Below are 26,051 nucleotides of genomic sequence, written 5' to 3'. Positions count from 1 at the left end.
GGCATCAGGCGCGCGTACCCCATGTATCGAGCGCTATGGCGTTGTACCACGCTTCCCCATGCTGTGCTTCAAGCTTGCGGAAATTGGCGTCTGCATTCCTGGGACTGACTCCACCCGAGGCTTCGGCAAGCTTGCCTTCTCTAAGCGTGTACAGGTGCGCCACCGAAATGCCGTAGTCGGGCGCGATGAGGCTGTAGCAGGTATTGGAGAACGATGCCTGCACCGCGGGCTCGTCTGCCAGTGCGTTCACGATGGCGGCCGCAGCAACCTTGGCCTGCGCGTTAGCGGAGAATCCGGATTTGGGCATTGGCGCGGCCACAGTGGCGTCGCCCACTACATAGATGTCCGGCACGAGCTCAGATTCAAAGGTCTGAGGTTTGACGGGCACCCAGCCGCTTTGATTCGTCACGCCCGCCAGTTCCGCAATCGCACCTGCCTTTTGTGGCGGAATGATGTTCAGTACGTCTGCTTTATGGATCTGGCCGAACTCGGTTTCCACCGTTAGGTTTTTGGCATCGACGCGAACGACCTTGCCGTCTTTTGCCAGCGGAACCCATTCGATCAGGTCCCCGTACACCTGTTTCCAACCATCCTGGAAAAGGCCCTGTTTTGAGAATGCATCTTTCGAATCAAGAATGACAATCTTGGACTTGGGCTTGTGGTGCTTGAGGTAATGCGCCACCATGCTGGTCCGTTCGTAGGGTCCAGGCGGGCAGCGGAAAGGATTGGCAGGCGCTGCCATCAGGAAAGTGCCGCCGTCAGGCATGGCCTCGAGCTGCTTTTTCAACAGGATAGTTTGGGCACCCGCCTTCCAGGCATGCGGGGCCAACTGCGAAGCAGCTTCGTCGTAACCTTCGAGCGCATTCCAGCGGAAATCGATGCCGGGGGACAAAAGCAGCTTGTCATAAGCAAGCACCTGACCGCCCGCCAGGCGGACTTTCTTAGTCCCGGGATCCACCGCCGAGGCAACGTCGTGGACGACTTTCACGCCCAACGCGCGCAGGTCGTCGTAGTCATGGCCCTGCTGTCCGAATGTGCGCAAGCCGGCAAGGTATAAATTGGTGAAAGGGCAGGTGTAGAAAGTCTTGGATGGCTCGATCAGCGTGACGTCAATGGCCGAATTGCGGAGTTTGACGTAGCGGGCCGCAGTCGCGCCACCAAATCCTCCGCCGATGACTACGACTTTACCTGCCGCGGCTTTGGCGAAGACTGGTATAGATAAAAGTGCGATGCTGGCGGCGGTCGTCTTACCGATACGACTCAACCAGTGCCGACGGGAATGATTCACTGGACTCTTCATCTTACAGGCCTTTCTTACTGGATAGGGGTTGTGTCTTGGTCTGCGAGAAATGGCGCGCAAGCGCAGCAAGCTCGTCGTCGCTGAAGCCTTTGACCAGGCGGTTCATGATGGTCGTGTTGGTTGGCGGGTTGTCGGACTTGAAGGCCCTCAGCTGGCTGGCAAGGATGCTTTCGGGCCGCCCCGCGATAGAGGGTATGCCGCCAAGTGAACGGCCGTCGGTCCCATGACAGTTGACACAGGCGCCCGCCAGCACGGTGACATCGAAGGTCGATTGCGCCGACGCCGCAGGCAGGAGCGTGAATCCAGCCGCGATGGCTGCTGCGGCGGCGGCCCGCAGGACACGATAATCAGTACGCATGGACATTCCACTTTCAATTTGTAATACGTCGTATGGTACCGAGCACGGATCACAGTTCAAACGACCTTTCTCATCCATGCTTATTATGAAAAGTAATGAACCGTGCGATTTGCCAAATATTGATATCTAATCTTGATCCGTATTAAATAACTCAAAGTTAAAAAAATTGATTGCGGGTAATCCCCGACGCGATCGCTGCGCATGGACTCGCCAGTAGCGTGGGGGCGGAACAACACGGCGGTCTGGTTGGATCAGGCGAATGTGCGGAGCATCTGCGAACAAATGCTCGTATCGATTTACATCAATGCCATGCTTTTGAACACTTCTTTGGTGATCGCCATTCGTTGTATTGCGTCTTCGCCCTTTTTGATGTCGATGTTCATCGCATAAAAGTACACATCTTCGCCTCGCTCCAAATAGCCTACCAGCCAGCCGGTTTGCGGTCGGTCCACTCCGCCCAGTCCCGCCCAGCCCGATTTGCCGCTAAGGCGGTACTGTGGCGTCTCTTCAAGAATCAGCATGTTCTTGACGGCTGCGGTGGATTTTTTCGATGCACCTAGTTTTCCGAAGTAAAAGCGCTCGAGAAAATCAATTTGTTCCTTGGCCGAAATTCGAAGACCGCCAGTGAGCCAGAATTGGTCGATCCCGCCAGAGATGGTGCGATTTCCGTAGTCAAACTGATCCACATATGATTGCATGCGATCCAGGCCCACTCGCCGTGCTATTTCTTGGTAATACCAAACAACGGAGTGCTGCAAAGCCGTATGAAGGGTATTCTTCTTTGCCCACGTGGTCGGCCACCAGGATTGTCGCGGGTTCTTGTCGCTATTCCAGTCAAGCTCGAAGTCGCGGCCGCTGGCGACCCCGGTCTCGAGCGCGATTAGGCTGTTGGGTATCTTGAATGTCGATGCTGGCAGGTATTGCGTGTTGGCTCGAGCCTGATTGTGATACAGCCACGTGTTTCGCTGAGGATCGAAAAGCACGAAGGTACCTTGAACGTCCTGCACGGCAAACAGGCGATCCAGATGGGCTCTGTTCCGGTTTGCTTCGGGTGCCTCGGCGTGCCCAGCGCAGGCCATCACGATCCCAAAGGCAGCAAGTAGCCCACGTGCGAGGTGAAGAATTTTCATGTTTATTCCTAAGATGTATGGGTGAATGACAGTGCGGGAGCTCGTCGCAGGATCGAGAATAATTGCGCAGGCGTGGAAGTGAAAACACGATGTCGTAACATACATAACATGACTACCGATGCTCATTCTTCAATAACTATCGAGATCGCTCCGGCGCTGCGCGTCAATGGAACGGCCGTGCGTTATCAGTCGCTCTGGTTGCTGGTAGCCACATGTCATGCCCAAAGAAGTGGCAAGGCGGCCCTCCCAGTGTCGATGTTGCGTGCCCGCTTTCCCGGCAAGGCCAACTGGAGAATGTTGATTTCAAGGGCATTCTCCGATTTCGAGAAGTGGGGTATCGCTGTCGGATGGGGTCAAGACGTTTCGTGCAGTGTTGTCCTGCTGAACCGTCGACGTCGCAGCCAGGGTCCGTTTTGGATAGACGCTGGAACGTTGCCCCGGATACACATTCAAGTCGAAGGCGTCGAGACAGACCTCGCATCCATAGCTATATTTCTTGGGCTGCCCGCTGCAGAAATTGCTGCGAGGAAGGGCGTCGGCCAGATCATGGACGAAGTGGCCTACTGGGGCCATCTGACGCAAGCGTTGCGTCTTGCGCAAGACGGCTTCGGTGGGCAAGTCAGCAACCGGCTGAATGAACATTTTCGTTCGGCTAGAGATTCGGCGCAGAACGATTTCCAGAGACGCCTTGCCATCTTGAAGGAGAGCCTGGCCTGGCGCAAGACGGGTGATATGCGTCGCAGCCAGGCTACGCTCAACCGTCTGCAACGTCTGCTGGCGCAGCCCGAAGACGTCGGCGAAATGCCGACGCTTTATGCCATGGCTCATATCGCGCGCGGGTGGAATCTTTACAGCCGCGGCGATTTGAATGCGTCGTACGCGGAGCTCGAGAGGTTACTATTGGAGCCTAACCTTCAATTGGTGATTCGGTACAACCCCCGAGTGCGTTTCGAGTATCTGAACCTGTGGGCCCTAGTAAGTAAAGGACGTGCACTCGGTCAGAAAAACCTGACTTTGCGAGAACGTCTGATCGCGGCAGATGAGGCGATCACTGCGCTTTCCGGCGCCCTGGAGGCTGCCTATGAAGCGGATTCGATCGAGGCGGCGCAAGACGTGGCGGCAAATATCGGTTTTACGAACTGGCTCTTTTGGAAAAGCGAGCTGGTGGATACTGAGCGTGTTCAAACCGAAACGACAGTCCAGCTGCAGGCAGTACGCTGGATCAGCTTGTCAGAGTGGATTTGCGACCGCTTTGGAGTGGGCGGCGGCTCCGCATGGAACATTATTTTTTTGCTTCGTATCGTGCGAGGCAACTGCACTTGCCTTCAACCGAAGGATCTGGCGACTTTCCAGTCGCAGCGCCCCTTGACGATGGCCAGCGCCCTGGATGCCGTCCAGCCATTTCAGTCGTCTTTTTCGAAAGCCAAAGGGTTCACTGCCTGGTCGAACGTCGCTGCGTTCGCGATAGAAGAGATCGACGCGTCACGCATTCGTTATCCGCCGCTACAACTGGCTAACTTGTTGCTCGAGACGGCATGGTATTCCGTGTATGAACATGGCTTATGCAAGCAGGCCTATGATGCAATTGATCGTCTTGAACGGATGATGAGCGAGCTCCGACCTACGGAGAGACGCTTCTTTCGCGAAAGTATGAAGTGTTTGCCCGCTGAAATTCGCAACCTGTAACCGCCACGGCAGGATAGGCTACGAGTTTCTACGTACGGTTAGGGGTGAAAATAGCGGGCATAGGAATGCGTGGGCGACGTAGTGGATGCCGCCGTGGCAGTGTTACCCGTGCCAGGTGCGCACGCGACCGGTATCAACGTGGACAAAATTGCTGCCCGGGTAATAGCCCACGCCGCCCGCCTTGAGCGACAAGGCGGCGTCGCGCAGTTCGTCGAGTGGGACGCCGGGCAGGCGTAGATCGACTGCCTTCCCGTCCATGTGCAGACTGCGCCGGGCAACGCCGCCGCCCCGCGTGGTGCGCAGCCGCTCGTTGGTTTCTGGGGAACGATATCCTGAAATGATTTCGAACGAGGTCTGTACCTTGAGCGCTGCGCGTAGCGAGTGCATGATGTCATAGAGTCCGGCGTCCATCCTGCCAATGTGCCCCGAATAGTGATCGCGCAGGAAATGGCTGAGGTCAGTCAGCGCCTTAGGCACATAGTCGGTGCCAACGGCGTAGATCAGCTCGATTTTTTCGCGTGTGTGGGTGTGGTCCATCGCCAGATTCCTGGACGAGGATATGGTCTGGTAGGTGGCCCGGGCTATGGTGGGCATGGCGCCCAGAACAGCCAGGCCCGAGGCGGCCGACAAAAAACGTCGGCGCGCGGCGCAACGGGAAGTCGTCATTGGCAATACCGAAAAAATACGCGTACCCGTGTGTACGGCGCAGCGTACACATGCTGCAAGAACCGTTAATGGGCGCGGCCGACATCGCGCAGTGCCTGCTCAAGGCGTGCATCCTGCTTATAGATGTCGGGGTAAAAATGTACTTTACCACCATTCTTGACAACGGCTGTACTGTAGGCAATCAGCACGGGTATGGGTTGCTCCAGCTTTATAGTGCGAGATTTCCCGGCTTTCATCGCCTCGTCTATCCGGATTTCCGTCCATTCGGGGTTGCCGTGCAGCACGAACAGGGCGAGTTGCACTGGGGACTCGATGCGGATGCAGCCGTGGCTGAAGTCGCGACGCACGCGTGAAAACAGCTGTGGCGCCGGGGTGTGGTGAAGATAGATATTCTGGTCGTTGGGGAAAATAAACTTGATGTCCCCCAGGGCATTGCGCGGGCCCGGGCGCTGTCGTATTCGCCATTCCCCGCGCTGGACCGCGTCGATCGCTGCACTGCTCAGGGAATGCACTGTCTTGCCGTCCTGCGCGACAAACTCGAACCCCTGTTGCGTGAAGTACGACGGGTCGCGGCGCAACCTCGGCAGTGTTTCGCTGCGCGCAATCGATCGAGGTACGTTCCAATAGGGGCTGAACTCGATGAACCGCATGTCTTCCAGAAAAATGGGTGTGCGCGTGTCCAATGCCCGACCCACGATGACACGCATCTCGAGGTCAAGCCTCACACGATTGCCCTGTGTTTCGTAGGCGCGCAACACGAATTCGGGAACGTTCACCACAATCATGCGCGGACCGTAAAGCAGCGGGGTCCAGCGCAGGCGCTCTAGCGTAAGCGCCATCTGCCTTACGCGCTGTGGTGGTGTGACATTAAGCTCGGTCAGGGTTGTGGGGCCGATGACGCCATCCCCGTCCAGTCCGTGGCGGATCTGGAATCGCCGGACCGCATCGACCAGTTCACCCTCATAGCGTGTGGGAACGATCGTGGAAGGAGGCAGGTCGCTTAATGCAATCAGGCGCGCGGCCAGGGTGGCAAGCCCGGTGTATTCCTCGCCTGGCTTGAGCGAGCGTGCGGGCGGTGCAGGGAGGTCCCTTTGCCAGGCAGGGGGCAGGCCCATGGCCCGATAGGCATTCATGGTTGCGCGCAGCGATTCGTACATGGGCACTTCAGGCGCCGCGTCGTTCAGGGCCTGCGCGAGCCGGCCGGCCGTGCGGGCCTCGGCGATGATGCTTCTGGGGTCGAACGTCGAGAGCGGTGGGGCCTTGAAGCGATGTTGGAGGATTTCCGGATTGAGCCGGCCTTGGTGCAGGTCGCGCAGATAACGGCCAAGCGCTTCGGTGAGCTGATCGTCCAGCCTGGCCGCCATGGCCGGCTCTACGTGGTCGTTCGCGGCCTGCTCAAAAGCTCGCGAGAGTTCGGCGACGTGATAATCCTGCGGATTCAGGCCGTGGGTCTCTGCGTCGGCAAGTGTGTTGAGGGCAAGAACCGCATCCGCTCCAGGTCTGCCGCGCTGGAACCACGATGGCACTAATGCTTCCTGCAATTGCGCGTCCTGGAACAGATCGGGGTTGGTGACGTTGACGCCCGGGATGATGCCTGGGGCTTCCACCGCGGCTGCGTTCGTACCAGGAATTCCACTCGGGGTCTGCGCACCGGTTGAAAAGGTGAAAAGCGCCAGCATGGCGCTACACAACACTGTGCGTAGGGCTGGTTTCCAATTTGAGGGCGTCATAGGTTTTTCGTGGATGAACGATGAGTCATTGTCGCATAGGGCATAGTGGTGGCACAGTGCTGCATGATGGGAAAAGAGTAGGATGACAGCTCTATCATTTATGCGTAGATTCGCATCTAACGAGTGGCTGAGACAGCCGAAGACCGTTCCAGCACCGAGAACCGGGCTTCCCCACAAGGATTTCAGTCTTATGACGAGAACCATTGGCAATCAGCATAACGGCCTGTCAACCGGCCTGGCAAGCGAGCGGCTGCGTCTCGAAGGCCCCAACGAATTGCCACGCGCAGGCAGGCGGTCGGTCTTTCGCGTCGCCTTCGAAGTCTTGCGCGAGCCAATGCTGGCGCTTCTGCTGGCCGGTGGTATCGCCTATTTGCTCCTGGGCGACCGTACCGAGGCCATCATCTTGCTTGCCTTCGCAAGCTTTTCGCTCGCCATCACTGTTTTCCAGGAGGTTCGTACCGAACGCGTGCTCGAATCGTTGCGCGACTTGTCTTCGCCGCGCGCGCTCGTCGTCCGCGACGGCGCACGCATTCGTATCGCGGGCCGTGAAGTCGTGCGGGGCGATCTGCTCGTTCTGGAACAGGGCGACCGCATTGCGGCCGACGCGATACTGGTCGACGCCGTCGATCTGCAGGCCGACGAATCCCTGCTGACGGGAGAATCCTTGCCAGTCGGCAAGGCGGTGGCCCCTGCGGCCATCGACGACGAACGTCATGAAGGACAGCGACCCGGCGGCGAAGGCCAGCCCTATGTATATTCCGGCGCGCTCGTTGTACGCGGCAGCGGGGTTGCCCTGGTCCTGGCGACCGGTGGAAATACCGAGATCGGCAAGATCGGCCAGTCGCTTGCAAAGCTCGACATTGAAGTGCCCCGGCTGCGGCGCGAAACAACCTTAATCGTTACCTGGTGCGCCATCGGCGGAACGCTGGTTGCACTGCTGGTTGTGCTTCTATACGGACTATTGCGCGGTGGATGGCTCGAGGCGATGCTGGCTGGAATTGCCGTCGGGATGTCGATGCTCCCAGAAGAGTTTCCAGTGGTGCTGACGGTGTTCATGGCGATGGGCGCCTGGCGGATCGGCAAGGTCGGCGTACTTACTCGGCGCGCGGCAGCCATCGAGACCCTGGGATCGGCAACAGTGCTCTGTACCGACAAGACCGGAACACTCACCGAGAACCGGATGGTGCTTGCGCAAGCCTGGCTTCCATCGGGTGAGAAGGTGGTCCTGGATGGTGTAGCGCCGGTTATCGGCAACGCTCGTAGCCTGATCGAAACAGCGGCCCTGGCCAGCGCCGTCGATCCGGTCGACCCCATGGAAACCGCCTTGCACAGCGCGTACAGCGCCGCCGTGGGCGCGCGTGTCTTCAGTGGCAGGCCGATCCACACTTATGGCCTGCGCCCCGATCTGCTGGCAATGTCCAACATATGGGATGACGATGGGGTCTTGAAGATTTGCGCCAAAGGCGCACCAGAAGCGATAGCTGGTCTGTGCCACCTTACACCGGAGGCAACCACGCAGCTAATGGATGCAGTCGAGGAAATGGCTACGCGCGGCATTCGCGTGTTGGCGGTTGGGACTGCTACGGCGCCCGACCGCAATTGGCCTGAATCTCAACGGGACTATGCTTATACGCTGGCCGGCCTGGTCGGGCTGGCCGACCCGTTGCGTGCCAGCGTCCCGGGGGCCATCGCCGAATGCCGGCGCGCCGGCATCCGCGTCGTGATGATCACCGGCGACCATGCGGCAACGGCACGATCGATCGCCATGCAGGCAGGCATCTCGGATGGCGACGTATTGACCGGTACCGATCTCGAAGCGCTGGACGACGAACAGCTTGTGCAACGCCTCAAGACCGTGACGGTCTTCGCGAGGATCATGCCGGAACAGAAGTTGCGCATCGTTCAGGCATTCAAAGCCCGCGGCGAAGTCGTTGCAATGACCGGCGATGGCGTCAACGACGCGCCGTCACTCAAGGCGGCACATATCGGCGTCGCCATGGGCAGGCGCGGAACCGACGTCGCACGCGAAGCTTCCGCCATGGTCCTGCTCGACGATGATTTTGGGTCCATCGTCAAGTCCGTGCGCTTGGGCCGGCGAATCTACGACAACATGCGAAAGTCCATGGCGTTCATTTTCGCCGTGCATGTGCCGATTGCCGGACTGGCGCTTTTACCTCTGTTCTTCGGCTATCCCATCCTTCTGGGTCCGATCCATATTGCCTTGCTCGAAATGGTGATCGACCCCGTCTGTTCGCTGGTGTTCGAGGCGGAGCCCGCGGAAGACAATATCATGGAGCGGCAGCCGCGTGATCCGGCCGAACGGATGTTCTCGATTCCGATGGTCGTCTGGAGCATCGTACAAGGCGCGGTCGCCTTCTCCATGCTGGCTGCCGTCTTTTTCGTCAAAACCTGGTCAGGAATGCCGGAAGTGGAAGTGCGCGCGCTGATCTTCTTCGCACTGATCGCCCAGATCGTGGCACTGATCCTGGTCAATCGATCATTCACGGCATCTCTAGGCGACGCGCTCACCCGCAAGAATGCGGCGCTCGCTTATGTTGCCATGGCGGTGGCGGGCGTTACCGCGCTAATCCTGTTCCTGCCTGCGGCCCAAGAATTATTGAAATTCGGGTCGATCGACCGGCGCGAAATGCTGTTGGCTGTCGGCCTGGGCGTCGGCTTGTTGCTGGTGCTCGAAGGCTGCAAGCCGTTGGTCCAGAAAATATCGTTGAAGGCCGGATACCCGGCGCGCCGCCAGCCTGCTGGCCGATAAATGCCAGCTATGGCGGCCGCAACCTATACAATCTGACCGCGTAACCTTTTCGGACGCCATAGACCTGAATCAGCGGTCATCCTTGAATACTATCTACGGAGCAAGTTATATGGTTTCGCTGCAAGAGCAGCTTTTGAAAGCAGGCCTGGTCGATAAAAACAAAGCGAAACGGGCCCACCAGGATAAAAGCAAGCAGAAGAAGGTCGAACGCCGAACCGGAACGCAAAGCATCGATGAGGCGAGGTTGGCCGCGCTTGAAACACAACAAAAGAATATCGAGCGCACCCGAGAACTTAATGCCCAGCGCGTTGCCGCCGCGAACCAAAAGTCGATCATGGCCCAAATTGCACAGATGGTGCAGCAGAGCCGCCAGAGCAAGGGCGCCGGCGACATCGCCTACAATTTTACCCACGGCAAGACGATTGAACGGCTGTATGTGTCAGCTGCAGTCCAGTCGCATTTAATAGCCGGGCGCCTTGTGATTATCCGTCTGGGCAGCGCGACCGAGCTGGTGCCCAGAATAGTCGCGGATAAAATCGCCGAGCGTGATCCTTCGCTGGTCGTACGGGTGAACAAGGCCAGCACCGAGCTCGATGAGGACGATCCGTATGCCGCGTTCAAGATTCCGGATGACTTGATGTGGTGAGCAATAGGCAGCAGGCCTGCAGGCCTTCAGAGAGGCGTTGCGTCCTCGACCGCCAACCCTCGCCATTAGGGCCTTCTGCAAAAAAAATCCCAACGATTAAGGTTGGAATTTGAATGCTGGTGGTGGGGCAGGGCACTGATGCTGAAATGGTTCTCAGAGTGAATGCACCGAAGTCGACCGGTTTGGACTACCTTGTCCTAGGTTTTGGGCACGGCCTCATTGCAAGGTCAGGATGACTCGTTTACCTCGGTTGCTGGGTCAGCGCCTCGATCATCAGGGCTATCGTAATCATTGCGACGAGCGCCGTCGTGGCTTTGTTGTATCCCAAGACATTTCGTTTGCTTTCCACATGGCTGTATAACAGTGCTCCGGTCGCCACAGAGGCGAGCGCTGCCGCCAGCATGCCAAATGCGTTGATCCAGACTCCGGTCGTAAACAACGCATGCCAGACCGCATTAAATGCCACGCAGATACCGAAGTGAATCAGGAAGATGGAATAGGAACGCTGACCAAGCCAGATTAACACCCTTGAGCTCGGCCAACGTTCCAGCGAATCTTTCCGCCCGATCGCACTGAGCAGTAGCGCCGTTCCAAACGCCACGGCGACCGAGTTGCGATATTGCAGCCAGAGCGCGATTACGCCCATCGCCAACAGTGCCAGGCTGCCCAATGCGAGGTTGCGACCGGACCAGTAGGCTAGCATTCCCAGGCCATAGGCTCCAAAAAAATAGAAGGCATAATCTTCGTAGGCGGGTTCGCGATTAATACCCCATAAAGATACTGCCGCAAGCAGGATAATCAAGATCGGAAGCCCTGCGCGCCAGGACGGTGGCGCATAGCCGGCCAGCGCCGTCAACGCCACCGTTGCAGCAAACAGTTGAAGATCAATGGCTACATACCAGACGCCTGCAGACAAAGCCTCCATGTGCAGCAAATCTTGCAGCAAGAGTGCGTGCGCCAGCAGTTGCATCAGCCCCGGAGGTGCAGAAAGTGATGAGTGATGAAACCAGGGACGCACCAGCGCTGTGATCAACGTTGCCAACACCACGGCAAACAAGAACGGAACAACCAGACGTTTGTATCGTTTCCAGACGAGTGACGCCCAGGAGGAAATATCGGCAACTTTTCCATCGGGCGCAATTTGGGCCGCGACAAGGTACCCTGCCAACACAAAAAACATTTGCACGGCCAGGCGGGCATAATTGAACAACCAGTCAATCAGATGCGGCGCAGCCGCATGCACTACGTCTGACATCGGCCCATAAAACGCCAGATGATGGAACACGATAGCCATGCAGCCTAAGCCTTTCATGGCATCGATGACGGGTAGGCGAGTCTTCTGCAAAGTGTCTGTCTCCTCCTAGAATCCACAGACTACTTTGTAGAATCAGGGTAGTATCCCCGGTATGTTGGTGTAGTCGCCATGATCGTTTAGTGATCTGATATCAGGAAACTTTTCCCAAAGGCCGTTCTCGGATATATAGTTATTCACATGCTTGAGCTCAGTAAATGAACCCTCTTGGGAAATTCCAACGTATTGGACAAACTGCTCCAGTTCTTTAGCTGAAACTTTGTGCTTCTCCAGTAACCTTTCATGCTCCTCCTCTTTGATTAACCACTTATTCAAAAAGTCTGGATCGCTCGTCGAGCCGCCGTGCATCTCGCAAAAATCTTGATAGTCCCTCATGTTTTACCTTGATAGAGGTCATTGCCAAGCCTTTCGGGTCCGCGATACCTTCTGCAAACTCCATTTAACGCTGTACGAAAAACTATTTATGATAGGTAGATGCCTGCCTCCCGCGCCCAGATGGCCTATATAACTTTCTCGGGAGGAAGCGGCGGCGCTGACGTTGCGCAGCCGGCAAAAGAAAGGAAAATGATGCACACGGCTAGACTACGGAGCAAATTTGATCGCACGACCTTTCCCCTCGAGGCTGCCCCAACTCATGAAGCTGATTCCGCCTTCGCCATAGCGCACAAGGATAACTGCGTCAGCTCCCAGCCCGGCGGCCTTCTCTTTGAGTTTTTCGTTGACCAATTTCTTTGTCGGATTTGCATGAAAGACGGTGGTCTTATTTACCGTCACACTGATATCGCCAATCGATGTGTATTGGCGATCAGTGATGTCACCTTCCGTTAAGACGATGCTGGCAGGTGGAGTCTTCTCGTGTGACACGGCTCGCTGCCTATCGTTCTGCGCTACATTGCCGGTGGTCCAAGTAGCACAGCCGGAGACGCTGACTACGACAGCGAATATGGCCAAATTTTTATATAAAAGTGACTGCATTCCGCCTCCAGTATCAATTTGATTCAGTATACGACATAAAATAATTGAGGACTGGCAACGACGTCGGGCCAATTCAATGTATGCAAATCGCAGTTGTTTGTTATCTCTTATGGGGAAACGTCCGGGAGTAGTGATTGGACTGGTCCCAATATCACGCTCGAAATTGAATATGCGGTTTGAGATGGGGATGCACTTCAAACATGCTCACTGAGTGTTTTTTGGCCGAAGTCGACTGCCATAACGAAGCCGCGGCTGGCGTACCGATGCGCGTGTGCGAGGACGTTGTTGGTCTATAGTCCGCCAAGCTATTCGAAAGTGGCGAGGTGCCGGATTACACCGCAAACCAGCGTTTAATTCTACCGGGCCTTGAAGCTCACTATGCTTCCTCGTTCGGTCCGAGGCGGAAGTTCGTCCAAAGCGAACTCGCCTGACTCATCGTTCATCGCCCCATCGCAAAGCGGACTCACCGATTTGCGGTCTGTTACATGGGGTCGTCCACATAGTTTTTCAGAGTGTTGACATGCGCCGAGTAGCGTGAGCAATCCCATAGGTGCGTAAGACCAAAATGATTGACGACCCGGTCGAACGTAGTGACTTTATAGCCATCCTGTTGCAGGCTCCAGACCGCTTCGGCACTATGGAAATGGGGATTGAAGATTATTGCAAACTTCGCACCTTTGGCTTTCGTTTTGTAGTAGCGCCCCCCATGGTCCTTGCATATCCGGCCAATTTCGGCTTCCACTCTGTAAAAATCTTCCCATTCTCCGATGGCGCTGCACATGCCAGAGCGACTAGCAATGAAGCATTCGAAAATGTCCTCATCGATGGTCGAGAAGTTTAGTGGTGTACCGGGTAGCGCCGCGCTCTCACTCTTTTTTAGGTTCTGGCTAAAGACATCGAACATCAGTACATCGTTGCTACGTTCTCTAAGCCGTAACTCGATCTTGTCGCCCGCCGCCATCCGGTTGGCCAGCTTCGGGTTGTCCGCTTTGGATAGAGTTGCGATCTTGCCGCTGCCGCCCATGGTGCGCGCACGATAGACATTGATTTCCTCGCGGTCGTCTTTAGTCCATAAACTGCAGCGGTCATCAACGGTCACAAACCGAAGTTCCTCTTGAAACAGCGCATTGAACATCAGAGGCAGACGCATACCTGTATCCAAGGACAGTTCGGCAGTGATTCGCGGATCGTTCATTGGCGGATATGCCTTTTCCAGATTCGGAATGCCGAATAGCCAGATGTGGCGGCAGGCGAAAGCATCCTCGAGCGCACGGTGGTATGCGCCCGTTGAAACATATCCCGTTTGGGCAGCAGAATCTGAGAGCTTCACCCAGGAGTTACGATTAGGATTAAGGTCGCTATACCCGCGCATGGCACAGGCGACAGATGAGAAGAAGTCAGTTGGGAAGAAGCTCATATCGAATGGGGCGTTATAGAATACGACCGTTTTATCAGCGCAGATGGCGGCGATCTTAGGCAGCAGCTCGATCCAAGTTGGGGCGTTGGCCACATCTTGGGGGCTGATGCCATGAATTGCCTGGGCTTTAGGCCAAGCGGTATTCCGCACGGGGCGAACCAGCGTATTAAGCAACGCGGTACCGCCAGCATCGACGATGGCAATCTCCAAAACTTCATCTGTACCATCCCTATTCAATCCCGTCGTTTCGGTATCCAGAAAGATGGGGGCTACCGAATTAGTCGAGGGGGAAGCATCGGGAGTTAGGTTCGGGGTCGGAGTACCCAACGTTGTGGCTACGGCAGCCGGCGTTGTTGTCCAACGACGAAACAGGTTGCGCAGCACCTCAAACATTAAGTATCTCCTGAACATTGTTTTTGAAATTGTCTGGCTAGGAGAGTCCGCCCATAATCTTGTGGCCTGACCATTGAGTGTGCAGATAAATCACAACATGGTCTGTATTGTTAATCCTGTGCTTGTATGGACCCGTACCAGTGCTGCTCGCTGACGATATGCAACGGCTGGCCAGCGTCTCTATACTCGAGCGCTTTTTTAATCTTCAACCCATGGGTTGAGTGTAGCCAGTCGCGACTGCCAATCTCTCCAATCACGAGATAATTTAATTTCTTGGTGATACCGCTTGCAGCAAAACCGCCTCGGTCGTGGACTTGTCGTCCACACCAGTCGCGCGTGCCACTATTGAACTTACCGGTGAAGCAAAACGTCTGCGCAGCGTAACGTATTGTGGGAGTAGGGTGGCACAAGGGAAGAGCGGTGCTGTGGCTTGCCTCGCCATCTTTGGGAAGGGATCTGTTGCCGACTGTGGAGATGAGGAGGGACATAATTTCCCTTTCTTCCTCTTCATCCATGTGACCGTCGGCCAAGGCGGTTGCGATGCGTGGATACAGGACGTTAGCTGGCCATTGATCTGCAGCCGTTCGATTGGACTCGATCCATTTAAGAAGGTATTGGACTTCGCCTTGACAGATCGCGCCATCGGCAAGGACGCCCTTGACTAAACCGATTAGCTCGTCGACCTGTCTTTCTTGAACAGCATGAGCTCGGTACATTCTATTAAGGGGTTGACCATGCTCATCCATACCTTGTCGCTTGAATGTTTCGTTAAACCATCCCATAGCATTACTCCTCACGGCGTCTTATAGTATTTTCATGAATCGACATGCTTTGAGAAGTTGTCGGTGAAAACTACCTGCACTCCAAATTTCGTACAACGCAGAGTAAGCTCTACGTCGGTATCAATCATCAGGTCTGTGCCACACAGGCCTTGCCACATGGCAAGATAGCGGAATGTGCCGCATTTCAACTTAGACTTTATAGCGTTCTCTACCCCTCCTTTCCATGGCAGCGGTACCAGCTCGCCGTTACGCGTCAGTTCAGCTAACTCCGGAGCTTCAGTAGACAAATCCTTACCCCTTTCCCAGCAAGCAATTAATCCTTTGTCCGGACCGTGCCATAGTTCGATCTTCGACATACCGGTACGGCGCAGCTGCGTTATGGAAAGACTAATCCGCATTCCCGTCCTTTATAGTTTTAGTAGCAATCAACACGTTTTGTTACGTTATAACGATAAAAGCACGCCAAGTCCAGTAAATTGCGGCCGTGTATTTGTTTTTTCGGTGCGTACCATCTGTCGAGGCAGAGCCGTGTTCGACCTCGCACGTTCGAAGCAAGCGGTTCGCCATGTAAGTGTGCCCAGGTTCTTGTCGGTCGCTCCGTCCAAGGAGCTGCTAAATGCAACTCCGCGGGCCGGAACCCACATAAATACTAGATATCGCCCTTTGAACGCTCAAGACCAACAGAGAATAGAAAGCGAAGACTGGCAGGAATGGGGAGGAAAGCGAGAAATCCGGTGTGCAGCGTTCAGGAGGCAGAACCGCCCACCCCCTCTAAAACTGGCGCTCCGGCCAAAAAAATCCCAACCGATCAAGGTTGGGATTTCGAATACTGGTGGAGAAGAGGAGGATCGAACTCCCGACCTCTGCATTGCGAACGCAGCGCTCTCCCAGCTGAGCTACTCCCCCGTATTATTTGAATTCTATCATTCGGTAATGGAGTCGCGCACGCATTTTCTCAAAGTGCGCCGAACTCCAATCAGGCACAACGTCTGCTGGCATATCAGGCATCACGACATTCAAGCCGGTGCAGGAATGACTGACAAACGTACATCATGAGTATCTTCAATATACTGCCAGGCTACGTTCGCACACCTCCAGGACTGGAGCGTGTCATATTGCGTCGTATGCCGCGCGCCTTTGCAATAGGGACCGTTGCTCTTGGATTGCCATCGCTGACCGTGCGACTGGCACAATGGATTGCGGGCGGCGACGAATGGGCAGTGTTGGTTTCGGCCATAGATATTTGTGCACTGAGCGTCTTTTTCCTTTATTGGCAAATATGCCTGTTCCTCACTCTGAGCGCTTTCATTGTGATGGTAATGAAAGGGCCGGCCTATGTCGCAGACGCGTATCCCTTGCAAGATGCCGAGACGCCGGGTAGACCAGGACCTGATGACTAGCCGTTTCCACCGCGGCTGCCATAAACATCAAGGATATAATGCCTGCTTAGCTGAATTCATTTACTAGGCCTTAGATCAACAATGACAACCATTCTTGAAGACGTCCCTACCGGCCAGAAGGTCGGTATTGCATTTTCTGGCGGGCTCGACACCAGTGCCGCTTTGCTCTGGATGCGCAACAAAGGCGCGATTCCCTATGCGTATACGGCAAATCTTGGCCAGCCCGATGAGCCCGATTACGAAGAAATTCCGCGCAAGGCCATGCAATACGGGGCCAAGAAAGCGCGTCTGGTTGATTGCCGCGCTCAGTTGGTAACCGAAGGGATCGCGGCCCTGCAATGTGGCGCATTCCATATTTCCACGGCTGGCGTAACGTATTTCAATACGACGCCCATCGGCCGTGCGGTCACGGGCACGATGCTGGTTGCCGCCATGAAGGAAGATGACGTCAATATCTGGGGTGATGGCAGCACATTCAAGGGCAACGACATAGAACGGTTCTATCGCTACGGCCTGCTTACCAACCCGGATCTGAAAATCTACAAGCCCTGGCTCGACCAGGCCTTCATCGACGAGTTGGGCGGTCGTTCGGAAATGTCCGAATACATGCGTCAGGCCGGCTTCGATTACAAGATGTCGTCAGAGAAAGCCTATTCCACCGATTCCAACATGCTGGGTGCGACCCACGAAGCAAAAGACCTCGAGCACCTGACATCAGGCATCAAGATCGTTCAGCCCATCATGGGCGTGGCCTTCTGGCGCGATGACGTTGCGGTCAAATCCGAAGAGGTCAGCATTCGCTTTGAAGAAGGGCAGCCGGTTGCATTGAATGGCGTGGAATTCAGCGATAGCGTTGAGCTGCTGCTCGAGGCTAATCGCATAGGCGGACGCCACGGCCTGGGCATGAGCGACCAGATCGAGAACCGCATCATTGAAGCGAAAAGCCGCGGCATCTACGAGGCGCCAGGATTGGCCTTGCTTTATATTGCCTACGAACGCCTGGTGACTGGTATCCACAATGAAGACACCATCGAGCAGTATCGGATGAATGGTCTCAAGCTCGGTCGTCTACTGTATCAGGGACGCTGGTTCGATCCGCAGTCCATCATGCTGCGCGAGACCGCACAACGATGGGTCGCGCGCGCCATTACAGGCGAAGTCACAATCGAGTTGCGCCGCGGAAATGATTATTCCATCCTGAACACGCAGTCGGCCAACCTCACGTATCAGCCCGAGCGTTTGACAATGGAAAAGGGCGAATCGATGTTCTCGCCCCGTGACCGTATCGGACAGCTGACCATGCGCAACCTTGATATCGTCGATACTCGCGCCAAGCTTTTTACCTACGCGAAGGCCGGCTTGCTGACATCCACTGGCACGGGTCCCTTGCCTCAGTTGAAAGGCAAGAACGACCAATAATTCATCAGATCGCAACAAGGAAAAGGCACTGTTTTCGAGCAGTGCTTTTTTTTGGAATTATGCGATTCGGCCCAGCAACAGGAATTCCATCAACGCTTTCTGTACGTGCAACCGATTTTCAGCTTCGTCCCAAACAACACTTTGGGGGCCGTCGATGACATCGCCCGTGACTTCTTCGCCGCGGTGGGCCGGCAGGCAATGCATGAATATGGCGGATGGGTCGGCCACGGCCATCATCTCGGCATCGACGCACCAGTCGGCAAATGCGTGGCGACGTTCTTCATTTTCGGCCTCGTAGCCCATGCTGGTCCAGACATCGGTAGTGACCAGGTGGGCGCCACGGCAGGCTTCCATGGGATCAGCGAATTCCTGCAATACCGATGGGGCAGGGGTGCCGATGCGCTTGGCGTCCAGCTGATACCCCGCCGGGGCGGATACATGCAGGTTGAAGCCCAGGATTTCGGCGGCCTGGAGCCACGTATAGGCCATGTTGTTGCTATCACCTATCCATGCCACTGTTTTCCCTTCTATGGGGCCCTGGTGCTCGATAAATGTGAAAATGTCGGCCAGGATCTGGCAAGGATGGAATTCGTTTGTCAGCCCGTTGATTACCGGAACCCTTGAATGGGCAGCGAAACGTTCGATGCGGGTCTGTTCGAAGGTGCGGATCATGATCACATCAACCATGCGGGAAATGACGCGCGCGGTGTCCTCGATGGGTTCCGCCCGCCCGAGCTGCGAGTCGCCAGTGGTAAGATGTATGACTGAACCGCCGAGTTGATACATGCCTGCTTCGAACGATACGCGTGTACGCGTGCTGGCCTTTTCGAACACCATGGCCAGGTTGCGATCGTGAAGCGTGTGGTGCGGCTCGTAGCGCTTGAATTTGTTTTTAATCAAACGGGTGCGGTCCAGAACATATTGGATTTCGGTTCTAGATAGGTCGCGAAATTGCAGAAAATGCCGAAGTGGACCTGTTTGCGGTGTGGCGCCAGACATAGTAAGCCTTCTTTAAAAGAGCCATCTTACCTTGCAAGATGGCCGACAGCAAAAACGGTTTGGCCACGCAGTGGCCGGATGATCTTCCAGGCGGCTATCATATACAATTCGCGGCGCAGGGAAAATTTGGTACACCTGAAATGGGTACGATTTGTCCGCGGAAGTTTATGACACATCTTGTGCAGCAAATGTTTATTCACGGCCTCACGCTCGACGGCCATCGATTTCGCCCCAGCGACTGGGCAGAGCGTCTCGCCGGCGTCATGTCGCAGTTCCGTCCGGCCGGCTCTTATGGCGGACACAACACGTATTCGCCTTATGTCGTTCCTGTTGTTGTCGATGGCATTCGCTGTGTCGTGGTCGACAAGCGTTTGCGCGAACTCGAACCGCTGGCATGGAAATTCGTTTGCGATTTCGCCAGGGACAACAACCTGAAGATATCCGAGCGGGACGTGCAGACGCCCTGATCCTGGCTCGGCCTACTCTTCTTTCCGTTCCATGATCAGTTCGACTCGACGGTTGCTCGCGCGCCCCTCGGGGGTGGTGTTATCTGACAGCGGCCGCGTGTCCGCGTTGCCGACAGCGCGCAGGCGGGTGCTGGCTACGCCATTCGCCTCGAGGTAGCGGACCACGCTGCCGGCGCGCGCCCCGGAGAGTTCCCAATTCGATGGATATCGGCGATTGCGCAGCATGGGTACCGAATCGGTGTGTCCTTCCACGGTGAGTTTATGGTCGACGCTATTGAATACGGGTATCAGGCGCTTTAGCACGGCGAGGCCCGGGACGCTCAGGTCGGCCTCGCCCGAACCGAACAGTATTTCGCTGTTTATCCGAAAGCTGACGGACCGCTCATTGACGATGACGTCGATATCATCGCCCAACTCTCCCACCGGCAATCCGGCCAACATGTCCTGCTTGGAAGAGGCGGGTGCCGGCGATGGGGGTGCGGGGACAGCCGGGGCAGGGTTGGGTCGGATAGGCGCATCCGCCACCGGCTCGATAGGCGCGGTGGCAATGACATGTGGATCGACGGGAGCAGGGCCAACGCGTGCCGGGTCGAGCGGCGGGGGCGTGGCGTTCGCCTCGCGCGGGTCGGCAGTTGGTGCGACAGCGACGCCGGCAAGTGTTTCGGGCGGGGCGCCCGTCGGCAATACGCTTTCCGGCGGAGCTGTTGGCGGCAGGGGTGGCTCGGACATCGGCGCGATATCGGTGCCCGGCAGTGGCACGTAGGCACTGGGTTCGCGGTTATGGTGCAGGCCTATTTCAGGCAGTAGGCCGTTGTTGGCCGGCAGGAGTCCTATACCCGCCCGCAGCGGGCCAAGGTCGATTTGCGGGACACCTTCCAGCGATGGTGTCGCGGATGCCCGCAGCCCAGGTATCGTACTGCCGCCTGTGGCTTGCCGGAACCCTTCCAGCGCACCCTTGCCGGCGAACGACAGCATTACCACCAGGAGCACCAGAAGCAAGGTCATCACATCCAGATAAGTGGTGTACCACCCCTCATCCTCGTGGATATGGGGTGGCTTGATGTGCCATTGTTTGTTACCGGCCTTGGCGCGCGCATGCGAGGTGGCCTTGCGCGCCGCCACCAGCTCCGATTCAAGCTCCCGTTGGCGCGCTGCGAGCTGTGCCAACGGGTTTCCGGACCGGGTTGACGGACCACCGTCGCGCATGGACTGCATGGTGTTCCTGGTGTTTGCCATGGACTGTCCGTCAGGCCTCGGCGCCGGCTTGGGCACGGCGGCTGCTGCCATCATCGATTTCATCTTGATAATCGATCATGAACGAGTTGAGCGTTTCACGCATCAGGTTGGGGCTGCGCTTCTGGCACATCATTGATATGCCTTGCAGCACCATATTCATGACTTCCACACGCTGTTCGGTGCGTCGCTCCAGCTTTACGGCTACCGGCTTGAACAATAGATTGGCAAGCAGTACGCCGTAGAACGTCGTCATCAGGGCCAGTGCCATATGCTTGCCTATGGAAGTAATGTCACCGTCCCCCAGCAGGAACAGAAGATTGACAAGTCCGATAAGCGTGCCGATCATGCCGAACGCGGGGGAGTAGTTTGCCATGACCCGAAATAGCTGGGCTTCGGCGTGTTCCTTCGCACGCAACCGTGAAATCCGCCATTGGAGGAGATCGAGAATGTCTTCTTCCGGCGTCATGTCGATGACAAGCTGAACGCCCGTTTTCAGGAATGGATTCGATACCGATTCCAAGGCCTCTTCCACCGCCCTGATGTTGCCCGTCATCCAGATCCGCGAGATGGCCACCAGATCTTCGATATCGTGTGCCGTGTAAAGGCGTTCGTTACGCAGCACCGTTCGTATCAGGCCAAAGATACGCACTACTTCGCGCAGGGGATAGCTGATGAAGGTGGCGGCCATTGTCCCGACCAGCACGATGGCGAGGCTGGGAATATCCAGGAACAGGGCCGGATCTTCCGCGGAAAAGAACAGCACTACACCAAGCAGTAGAACGCTGGCGACGATGCCTATTAGGGTGGAAGGGTTCATGAGGCTGGGATTCTAAACGTGAGGACAGGGTTACAGCGGCGGAATGGGCGTAATGACGTTGCCTGTCTTTGCAAAGGCTTCCGCGTTGGCCGCCACAAGGTCGGCCATCGCTTTACGCGTTTCGCTGGTGGCGCTGGCAATATGGGGCACAATGACCACGTTGTCCAGAGTCTTCAACGCGTCGGGTACGGTCGGTTCTGACTCGTAAACATCCAGGCCTGCACCACCCAGTTCGCCGCTGACCAGGGCGTTTACCATGGCGGTTTCATCGACCACGGTACCGCGTGAAATGTTGATGAGAATACCGTCGCGGCCCAGCGCCTTGATGACGTCGTCGTTGACCAGGTGACGCGTATCCGGACCGCCTACCGTCGCGATCACGAGGAAATCTGCCCATGCAGCCAATTCCACCAATGATGGTTCGTAGGTCAGGCCCACGTCGGTGCGTTGGCGACGGTTATGGTAGCGGATTTCCATATCGAAGCCTTTTGCGCGCTGCGCGATGGCCATGCCGATGCGTCCCAGTCCGACGATACCGATTTTTTTGTGGCTGACTTTGACGCCCAGCGGGAACTTGGCGTCGGTGCTCCACAGATTGCTACGCACGTAGCGTTCCGCCTGGCCGAGCCGGCGCGCGGTGGCAAGCAGCAGGCCCAGAGCAAGGTCCGCCACGCAATCATTCAGGACATCGGGTGTATTGCTGACCTGTATGCCTTTTTTTTGCGCATGCTTGACGTCGATGGCGTCATAGCCGACACCGTGGCTGCAGATGGCGCGCAAATTGGGAAGCTTGTCGATAAGCTTTGCCGACGTGGGTGTCATGGCGCTGGTGACGACAGCCACGATTTCATTCTGGCGTGCCGCGATCACGGCGTCAGGATCCTGTTCTTTCCATAACTCGATAAGGTCGAAGCGTTGCGCCAGCCGTTGCTGGGCTTCGGGAAATGGCAAAGGGAGCAATTGCAGCAGAACAGGTGTAGCGGTCGTCATGAGTGCCTCGTGCATCGGTTTATTGAATTTTTACTATGCCGAACTATACCGCAGACGACGCCAACGAAAAACGGGACGCTGATGCGTCCCGTCATATTCGAGCCCTGGCTCGAGTCCTGCTTTGCCAGTTAAACCATTACAGCAATCAGGCTAATGCCTTGACCGCAGCAGCAAGGCGGCTCTTGTGGCGAGCGGCCTTGTTTTTATGAATGATGTTCTTGTCGGCAACGCGGTCGATAATGCTTGTCGTTTTCTGGAAAACCTCGGCGGCGGCTGCTTTGTCGCCAGCGTCGATAGCCTGACGCACGCGCTTGATGGACGTGCGAAGCATTGAACGCAGGCTGGCGTTGTGTTTGTTGCGCTCAATCGATTGACGAGCACGTTTACGAGCTTGGGCGGTATTGGCCATGTGTTGCGTATCCGTTTTATTAGATCTGACTGATCTGCTAAGGTTTATTTGGCAAAGACGGCTATTCTATATCACTTGGCACGTCGTGTAAAGTCAATGGGCCTGAACCCGCAAGCGAACAGCGCCACGAAATACACAATAGCGGCGGCCAGGATCACGCCCAGCAGCCAAAGCACGCGTAACGCGGGACTGGATCCCAACGCCACCCAATCCAGCCTTTGACCGGCCAGCCACAGTACCGTCGACATGGCAACCAGGGCGGGCAAAATGCGGAACCCGAAATGAATCCACCCTGCGCGCGGTTGGTACAGTTTATAACGACGCAACAAGACGACCAGCAAAAGGGCATTCACGCTCGCCCCCAAGCCAATGGACAAAGCAAGCCCCGCATGGGCGAATCGCGGCACCAGGATCACATTCAATGCCTGGGTGAGAATCAGTACGAACACGGCGATCTTCACAGGAGTGCGTATGTCTTGTTTGGCATAGAAACCCGGCGCCAGGATCTTGATCGCCAGAAGGCCAATAAGGCCTGCTGAATAGGCCATGACGGCCAGCCGCGTCTGCATGACGTCGTGCCCACTGAAGGCGCCATAATTGAACAGGGTTGCGACGAGCCCGTCCGACAACAAGGCAAGTCCCAGTGCTGCGGGCAGGCCCAGCAGGAATACCAGACGCAGTCCCCAGTCCAGCAAGGCGCTGTAGGCGTCGTGATCCTTACGTGCATGGGCGGCGGACAGGCTGGGAAGCAATACCGTGCCTAGCGCCACGCCTAGCAGTGCGGTCGGGAATTCCATTAGGCGGTCGGCGAAGGACAGCCACGTGACGCTCCCCGGCGTAAGCCAGGTGGCAATATTGGTATTGATCAGGAGTGATATCTGGGCTACGGATACGCCCAGGATGGCGGGCAGCATTTGGCGCATGATGCGCCGTACGATCGGATCGTTCCAGGCTTGACGCAGGCGCGGCGAAAACCGCGGCAGCAGGCCCAGCTTCGCCAAGGCAAGCCACTGGACCAGCAATTGTGCGGCACCGCCCAGCATGACGCCGACGGCGAGTGCGTAGATCGGGGTTTCGAAGTAGGGCGTCAGGAACAGGCAGGCGCCTATCATGGCGATATTAAGCAGCACCGGCGTGAAGGCCGGTACGGCATAGCGGCTCCAGGTATTGAGTACGCCCGATGCAAAGGCAACCAGCGACATGCAGATGATGTAGGGAAACATCATGCGCGTCATCCATACGGCGGCATTGAATTCAGTTTGCCGCGCTGCCGTACGCATGCCGCTTGCCATGGCGCTGACCACCCAGGGCGTCGCCACAATACCAGCCACTGTCACTATCATCAGGGCAAATGTCAGCAGCAAGGCGACACGGTCAAGCAAGACCCTGACTTCTTCGGGCGATTTCGTAGTGCGAACCTGCCCCAGTATGGGGACGAAAGCCTGGGAAAAGGCGCCCTCGGCAAACAGGCGCCGCAACAGGTTCGGAATCCGGAATGCAACCCAGAAGGCGTCGGTCAGTGGTCCTGCGCCGAAGGCGCTGGCGATCAGGATGTCGCGTATCAGGCCGGTGATGCGTGAAAACAGGGTGAAACTGCTGACCGTGGCGGCCGACCGAAGCAAACTCATGTACGCAACGGCTTATTTCGGCGCCATGCGGATCGCGCCGTCCAGGCGTATGGTTTCACCATTGATCATCTCATTGGTGATGATGCTGTTGACGAGCTTGGCGTAGTCTTCGGGCCGCCCCAGCCGGGTGGGGAACGGGATGCTGGCCGCCAGTGAGTCCTGGACTTCCTGGGGCATGCCGAAGATCATGGGCGTGCCGAAAATGCCGGGGGCAATGGTTACGCAACGGATACCGACCTTGGATAAGTCACGCGCCACGGGCAAGGTCATGCCGACTACGCCAGCCTTGGATGCCGCATAGGCGGCCTGGCCGATCTGCCCGTCGTACGCCGCGACCGACGCCGTATTGATCAGTACACCGCGCTCACCGGTGGGCTCTGGCGTATTTTCACTCATGGCCGCGGCGGCGAGCCGCGACATGTTGAAGGTACCCACCAGGTTGATCATGACCACTTTCTGGAACAGTTCCAGTGCGTGGGGTCCGTTCTTGCCGACGATGCGGGATGCCGGCGCGACGCCAGCACAGTTCACCAAGCCGAAAAGCTTGCCCGCCTTGAGCGCGGCAGCGACCGCCGCCTGGCCGTCGGCTTCCTGGGTGACATCGCAGTGCACATACGTCTGGCCCAATTCAGCGGCCAGCTTTTCGCCGGCTTCGTCCTGCACGTCCGCCAGCACTACTGAAGCGCCTTCGGCAACCAGCATGCGTGCGGTCCCGGCGCCTAGCCCCGATGCGCCGCCAGTGATCAGGAATACCTTGTTTTTGATGTCCATTCTATGTCTCTGTGTCGATAACTCGTTGCGGGCCGAAGGCTTAAGGCTTGAGTGCCTGAAGGACTCGCTCCCGGATTTCCTCTACCGTGCCCAGACCCGAAATTTGCCGGTAGGCCGGCGCTTCGGTCTCGCCCGACTGTGCCCACGAGGAGTAATAATCGACCAGAGGGCGGGTTTGCTCGCGATATACCGACAAGCGATGACGCACGGTTTCTTCGAGGTCGTCGTCGCGCTGCACCAGGGGCTCGCCGGTAATGTCGTCGATTCCCGGTGTTTTGGGAGGATTGAATTTGACATGGTAGCTGCGGCCGCTTGCAGGATGAACCCGGCGTCCGCTCATCCGCTCAATGATATTTTCTTCGGCGACCACGATTTCGACCACATAGTCGAGCGCAACGCGGGCATTCTTGAGTGCGTCCGCCTGGGGAATCGTGCGTGGGAAACCGTCGAACAGATAGCCGTTCTGGCAGTCCGGCTGCTGCAAGCGGTCGCGCACCAATCCAATGATGATGTCATCGGACACCAATCCGCCGCTATCCATGATTTTTTTTGCTTCAAGGCCGAGGGTGGTCTGGGCCTTGACGGCAGCACGCAGCATGTCGCCCGTGGAAATTTGGGGAATACCAAATTTTTCGGTGATGAATGCCGCCTGGGTGCCTTTACCGGCACCGGGTGGACCGAGCAGAATCAGTCGCATGAATTCCTCCTGAGTTTAGTTTTTCTGGATTTTTCGATTATGCCGCAATGCAG

Annotated in this window: 25 protein-coding genes and 1 tRNA gene; 6 read left to right on the top strand and 20 right to left on the bottom strand. The window is 56.7% G+C overall.

Going from position 1 to position 26,051, the window contains the following annotated elements:
- Positions 1 to 4 precede the first annotated feature (4 nt).
- From CR155_RS12210 to blaOXA, 3 genes are all read right to left on the bottom strand, one after another.
- The gene (locus tag CR155_RS12210; RefSeq protein ID WP_102070308.1) at positions 5 to 1,300 is read right to left on the bottom strand and encodes an NAD(P)/FAD-dependent oxidoreductase; all 1,296 of its coding nucleotides are present in this window, start codon (positions 1,298 to 1,300) and stop codon (positions 5 to 7) included.
- A 1-nt stretch (position 1,301) separates the two neighbouring features.
- On the bottom strand, positions 1,302 to 1,658 hold the full coding sequence (locus CR155_RS12205; RefSeq protein ID WP_233214216.1) for a c-type cytochrome: 357 nt from the start codon (positions 1,656 to 1,658) through the stop codon (positions 1,302 to 1,304).
- Between the two features lie 296 nt (positions 1,659 to 1,954).
- Positions 1,955 to 2,788, bottom strand: a complete 834-nt coding sequence (gene blaOXA / locus CR155_RS12200) for a class D beta-lactamase (protein ID WP_102070306.1) — start codon at positions 2,786 to 2,788, stop codon at positions 1,955 to 1,957.
- A 108-nt stretch (positions 2,789 to 2,896) separates the two neighbouring features.
- On the opposite strand from blaOXA, the gene CR155_RS12195 reads away from it, so the two are divergent.
- Positions 2,897 to 4,474, top strand: coding sequence for a hypothetical protein (locus CR155_RS12195; RefSeq protein ID WP_199171748.1), 1,578 nt, complete (start codon positions 2,897 to 2,899; stop codon positions 4,472 to 4,474).
- Between the two features lie 102 nt (positions 4,475 to 4,576).
- Here the strand turns inward: CR155_RS12195 and mepK are convergent, their stop codons facing one another.
- Both mepK and CR155_RS12185 read right to left on the bottom strand, forming a co-directional pair.
- Positions 4,577 to 5,140, bottom strand: coding sequence for a peptidoglycan L,D-endopeptidase MepK (gene mepK, locus CR155_RS12190; RefSeq protein WP_102070305.1), 564 nt, complete (start codon positions 5,138 to 5,140; stop codon positions 4,577 to 4,579).
- Positions 5,141 to 5,205: 65 nt separating this feature from the next.
- Positions 5,206 to 6,870 (bottom strand): L,D-transpeptidase family protein, encoded by a 1,665-nt coding sequence (locus tag CR155_RS12185; RefSeq protein WP_233214215.1) that lies wholly within the window; start codon positions 6,868 to 6,870, stop codon positions 5,206 to 5,208.
- Positions 6,871 to 7,060: 190 nt separating this feature from the next.
- Here CR155_RS12185 and CR155_RS12180 point away from each other — a divergent pair, with 190 nt between their 5' ends.
- Positions 7,061 to 9,640, top strand: a complete 2,580-nt coding sequence (locus CR155_RS12180; protein WP_102070303.1) for a cation-translocating P-type ATPase — start codon at positions 7,061 to 7,063, stop codon at positions 9,638 to 9,640.
- Positions 9,641 to 9,749: 109 nt separating this feature from the next.
- Positions 9,750 to 10,286 carry a DUF2058 domain-containing protein gene (locus CR155_RS12175; protein ID WP_102070302.1) on the top strand — a complete coding sequence of 179 codons (537 nt, stop codon included), beginning with the start codon at positions 9,750 to 9,752 and terminating at the stop codon, positions 10,284 to 10,286.
- Between the two features lie 241 nt (positions 10,287 to 10,527).
- Here CR155_RS12175 and CR155_RS12170 read toward each other — a convergent pair whose 3' ends face one another.
- The 7 genes from CR155_RS12170 to CR155_RS12140 all read right to left on the bottom strand — a co-directional run bounded on the left by CR155_RS12170 (position 10,528) and on the right by CR155_RS12140 (position 16,071).
- Entirely contained in the window at positions 10,528 to 11,631 is a 1,104-nt protein-coding gene (locus tag CR155_RS12170; RefSeq protein WP_233214210.1) for an acyltransferase family protein, read from the bottom strand.
- Between the two features lie 42 nt (positions 11,632 to 11,673).
- Positions 11,674 to 11,973, bottom strand: coding sequence for a hypothetical protein (locus tag CR155_RS12165; RefSeq protein ID WP_102070301.1), 300 nt, complete (start codon positions 11,971 to 11,973; stop codon positions 11,674 to 11,676).
- A gap of 207 nt (positions 11,974 to 12,180) precedes the next feature.
- Positions 12,181 to 12,573, bottom strand: coding sequence for a hypothetical protein (locus CR155_RS12160; protein ID WP_102070300.1), 393 nt, complete (start codon positions 12,571 to 12,573; stop codon positions 12,181 to 12,183).
- Positions 12,574 to 13,054: 481 nt separating this feature from the next.
- Positions 13,055 to 14,383 carry a 3'-5' exonuclease gene (locus CR155_RS12155; RefSeq protein WP_102070299.1) on the bottom strand — a complete coding sequence of 443 codons (1,329 nt, stop codon included), beginning with the start codon at positions 14,381 to 14,383 and terminating at the stop codon, positions 13,055 to 13,057.
- A gap of 110 nt (positions 14,384 to 14,493) precedes the next feature.
- Positions 14,494 to 15,165, bottom strand: a complete 672-nt coding sequence (locus CR155_RS12150; RefSeq protein WP_102070298.1) for a BRCT domain-containing protein — start codon at positions 15,163 to 15,165, stop codon at positions 14,494 to 14,496.
- Between the two features lie 32 nt (positions 15,166 to 15,197).
- Positions 15,198 to 15,521: a hypothetical protein gene (locus tag CR155_RS12145; RefSeq protein WP_199171747.1), complete on the bottom strand. Its 324-nt coding sequence runs from the start codon at positions 15,519 to 15,521 to the stop codon at positions 15,198 to 15,200.
- A gap of 474 nt (positions 15,522 to 15,995) precedes the next feature.
- Positions 15,996 to 16,071: transfer RNA gene (locus CR155_RS12140), tRNA-Ala, on the bottom strand.
- A 146-nt stretch (positions 16,072 to 16,217) separates the two neighbouring features.
- Here CR155_RS12140 and CR155_RS12135 point away from each other — a divergent pair.
- Entirely contained in the window at positions 16,218 to 16,565 is a 348-nt protein-coding gene (locus CR155_RS12135) for a hypothetical protein (RefSeq protein ID WP_102070296.1), read from the top strand.
- Positions 16,566 to 16,646: 81 nt separating this feature from the next.
- On the top strand, positions 16,647 to 17,984 hold the full coding sequence (gene argG / locus CR155_RS12130) for an argininosuccinate synthase (RefSeq protein ID WP_102070295.1): 1,338 nt from the start codon (positions 16,647 to 16,649) through the stop codon (positions 17,982 to 17,984).
- Between the two features lie 57 nt (positions 17,985 to 18,041).
- Here the strand turns inward: argG and argF are convergent, their stop codons facing one another.
- Positions 18,042 to 18,983 (bottom strand): ornithine carbamoyltransferase, encoded by a 942-nt coding sequence (gene argF, locus CR155_RS12125; protein ID WP_102070294.1) that lies wholly within the window; start codon positions 18,981 to 18,983, stop codon positions 18,042 to 18,044.
- A 167-nt stretch (positions 18,984 to 19,150) separates the two neighbouring features.
- On the opposite strand from argF, the gene CR155_RS12120 reads away from it, so the two are divergent.
- Positions 19,151 to 19,450 (top strand): DUF3579 domain-containing protein, encoded by a 300-nt coding sequence (locus CR155_RS12120; RefSeq protein WP_102070433.1) that lies wholly within the window; start codon positions 19,151 to 19,153, stop codon positions 19,448 to 19,450.
- 12 nt (positions 19,451 to 19,462) lie between these two features.
- Here the strand turns inward: CR155_RS12120 and CR155_RS12115 are convergent, their stop codons facing one another.
- From CR155_RS12115 to adk, 7 genes are all read right to left on the bottom strand, one after another.
- Positions 19,463 to 20,686 carry an OmpA family protein gene (locus CR155_RS12115; RefSeq protein ID WP_158238264.1) on the bottom strand — a complete coding sequence of 408 codons (1,224 nt, stop codon included), beginning with the start codon at positions 20,684 to 20,686 and terminating at the stop codon, positions 19,463 to 19,465.
- Positions 20,687 to 20,696: 10 nt separating this feature from the next.
- Positions 20,697 to 21,503, bottom strand: a complete 807-nt coding sequence (locus CR155_RS12110) for a motility protein A (protein WP_102070292.1) — start codon at positions 21,501 to 21,503, stop codon at positions 20,697 to 20,699.
- A gap of 30 nt (positions 21,504 to 21,533) precedes the next feature.
- Complete coding sequence (locus CR155_RS12105) at positions 21,534 to 22,493, bottom strand: 2-hydroxyacid dehydrogenase (protein ID WP_102070291.1); 960 nt, start codon at positions 22,491 to 22,493, stop codon at positions 21,534 to 21,536.
- Between the two features lie 145 nt (positions 22,494 to 22,638).
- A complete protein-coding gene (gene rpsT / locus CR155_RS12100; RefSeq protein ID WP_102070290.1) occupies positions 22,639 to 22,902 on the bottom strand; it encodes a 30S ribosomal protein S20 in 264 nt (87 codons plus the stop codon).
- 71 nt (positions 22,903 to 22,973) lie between these two features.
- Complete coding sequence (gene murJ, locus CR155_RS12095; RefSeq protein WP_102070289.1) at positions 22,974 to 24,530, bottom strand: murein biosynthesis integral membrane protein MurJ; 1,557 nt, start codon at positions 24,528 to 24,530, stop codon at positions 22,974 to 22,976.
- 12 nt (positions 24,531 to 24,542) lie between these two features.
- Entirely contained in the window at positions 24,543 to 25,301 is a 759-nt protein-coding gene (locus tag CR155_RS12090) for a 3-hydroxyacyl-CoA dehydrogenase (protein ID WP_102070288.1), read from the bottom strand.
- Between the two features lie 40 nt (positions 25,302 to 25,341).
- Complete coding sequence (gene adk / locus CR155_RS12085; protein ID WP_102070287.1) at positions 25,342 to 25,998, bottom strand: adenylate kinase; 657 nt, start codon at positions 25,996 to 25,998, stop codon at positions 25,342 to 25,344.
- Positions 25,999 to 26,051: the final 53 nt, after the last annotated feature.

Source organism: Pollutimonas nitritireducens (assembly GCF_002849615.1).
In the GTDB taxonomy this organism is placed as follows: Bacteria; Pseudomonadota; Gammaproteobacteria; order Burkholderiales; family Burkholderiaceae_B; genus Pollutimonas; species Pollutimonas nitritireducens.
This window is presented reverse-complemented; position numbering and strand designations above follow the sequence as displayed.

What these genes read in the sequence shown, in the direction of transcription:
- CR155_RS12210 (WP_102070308.1), bottom strand. Translation starts at nt 1,300, where the DNA reads ATGAAGAGTCCAGTGAATCATTCCCGTCGGCACTGGTTGAGTCGTATC.
- rpsT (WP_102070290.1), bottom strand. Translation starts at nt 22,902, where the DNA reads ATGGCCAATACCGCCCAAGCTCGTAAACGTGCTCGTCAATCGATTGAG.
- CR155_RS12180 (WP_102070303.1), top strand. Translation starts at nt 7,061, where the DNA reads ATGACGAGAACCATTGGCAATCAGCATAACGGCCTGTCAACCGGCCTG.
- CR155_RS12150 (WP_102070298.1), bottom strand. Translation starts at nt 15,165, where the DNA reads ATGGGATGGTTTAACGAAACATTCAAGCGACAAGGTATGGATGAGCAT.
- CR155_RS12185 (WP_233214215.1), bottom strand. Translation starts at nt 6,870, where the DNA reads ATGACGCCCTCAAATTGGAAACCAGCCCTACGCACAGTGTTGTGTAGC.
- CR155_RS12105 (WP_102070291.1), bottom strand. Translation starts at nt 22,493, where the DNA reads ATGACGACCGCTACACCTGTTCTGCTGCAATTGCTCCCTTTGCCATTT.
- CR155_RS12175 (WP_102070302.1), top strand. Translation starts at nt 9,750, where the DNA reads ATGGTTTCGCTGCAAGAGCAGCTTTTGAAAGCAGGCCTGGTCGATAAA.
- CR155_RS12195 (WP_199171748.1), top strand. Translation starts at nt 2,897, where the DNA reads ATGACTACCGATGCTCATTCTTCAATAACTATCGAGATCGCTCCGGCG.
- argF (WP_102070294.1), bottom strand. Translation starts at nt 18,983, where the DNA reads ATGTCTGGCGCCACACCGCAAACAGGTCCACTTCGGCATTTTCTGCAA.
- blaOXA (WP_102070306.1), bottom strand. Translation starts at nt 2,788, where the DNA reads ATGAAAATTCTTCACCTCGCACGTGGGCTACTTGCTGCCTTTGGGATC.
- CR155_RS12155 (WP_102070299.1), bottom strand. Translation starts at nt 14,383, where the DNA reads ATGTTTGAGGTGCTGCGCAACCTGTTTCGTCGTTGGACAACAACGCCG.
- CR155_RS12120 (WP_102070433.1), top strand. Translation starts at nt 19,151, where the DNA reads ATGACACATCTTGTGCAGCAAATGTTTATTCACGGCCTCACGCTCGAC.
- mepK (WP_102070305.1), bottom strand. Translation starts at nt 5,140, where the DNA reads ATGACGACTTCCCGTTGCGCCGCGCGCCGACGTTTTTTGTCGGCCGCC.
- CR155_RS12205 (WP_233214216.1), bottom strand. Translation starts at nt 1,658, where the DNA reads ATGCGTACTGATTATCGTGTCCTGCGGGCCGCCGCCGCAGCAGCCATC.
- CR155_RS12115 (WP_158238264.1), bottom strand. Translation starts at nt 20,686, where the DNA reads ATGGCAAACACCAGGAACACCATGCAGTCCATGCGCGACGGTGGTCCG.
- argG (WP_102070295.1), top strand. Translation starts at nt 16,647, where the DNA reads ATGACAACCATTCTTGAAGACGTCCCTACCGGCCAGAAGGTCGGTATT.
- CR155_RS12165 (WP_102070301.1), bottom strand. Translation starts at nt 11,973, where the DNA reads ATGAGGGACTATCAAGATTTTTGCGAGATGCACGGCGGCTCGACGAGC.
- CR155_RS12110 (WP_102070292.1), bottom strand. Translation starts at nt 21,503, where the DNA reads ATGAACCCTTCCACCCTAATAGGCATCGTCGCCAGCGTTCTACTGCTT.
- CR155_RS12135 (WP_102070296.1), top strand. Translation starts at nt 16,218, where the DNA reads ATGAGTATCTTCAATATACTGCCAGGCTACGTTCGCACACCTCCAGGA.
- adk (WP_102070287.1), bottom strand. Translation starts at nt 25,998, where the DNA reads ATGCGACTGATTCTGCTCGGTCCACCCGGTGCCGGTAAAGGCACCCAG.
- CR155_RS12145 (WP_199171747.1), bottom strand. Translation starts at nt 15,521, where the DNA reads ATGTCGAAGATCGAACTATGGCACGGTCCGGACAAAGGATTAATTGCT.
- CR155_RS12160 (WP_102070300.1), bottom strand. Translation starts at nt 12,573, where the DNA reads ATGCAGTCACTTTTATATAAAAATTTGGCCATATTCGCTGTCGTAGTC.
- murJ (WP_102070289.1), bottom strand. Translation starts at nt 24,530, where the DNA reads ATGAGTTTGCTTCGGTCGGCCGCCACGGTCAGCAGTTTCACCCTGTTT.
- CR155_RS12090 (WP_102070288.1), bottom strand. Translation starts at nt 25,301, where the DNA reads ATGGACATCAAAAACAAGGTATTCCTGATCACTGGCGGCGCATCGGGG.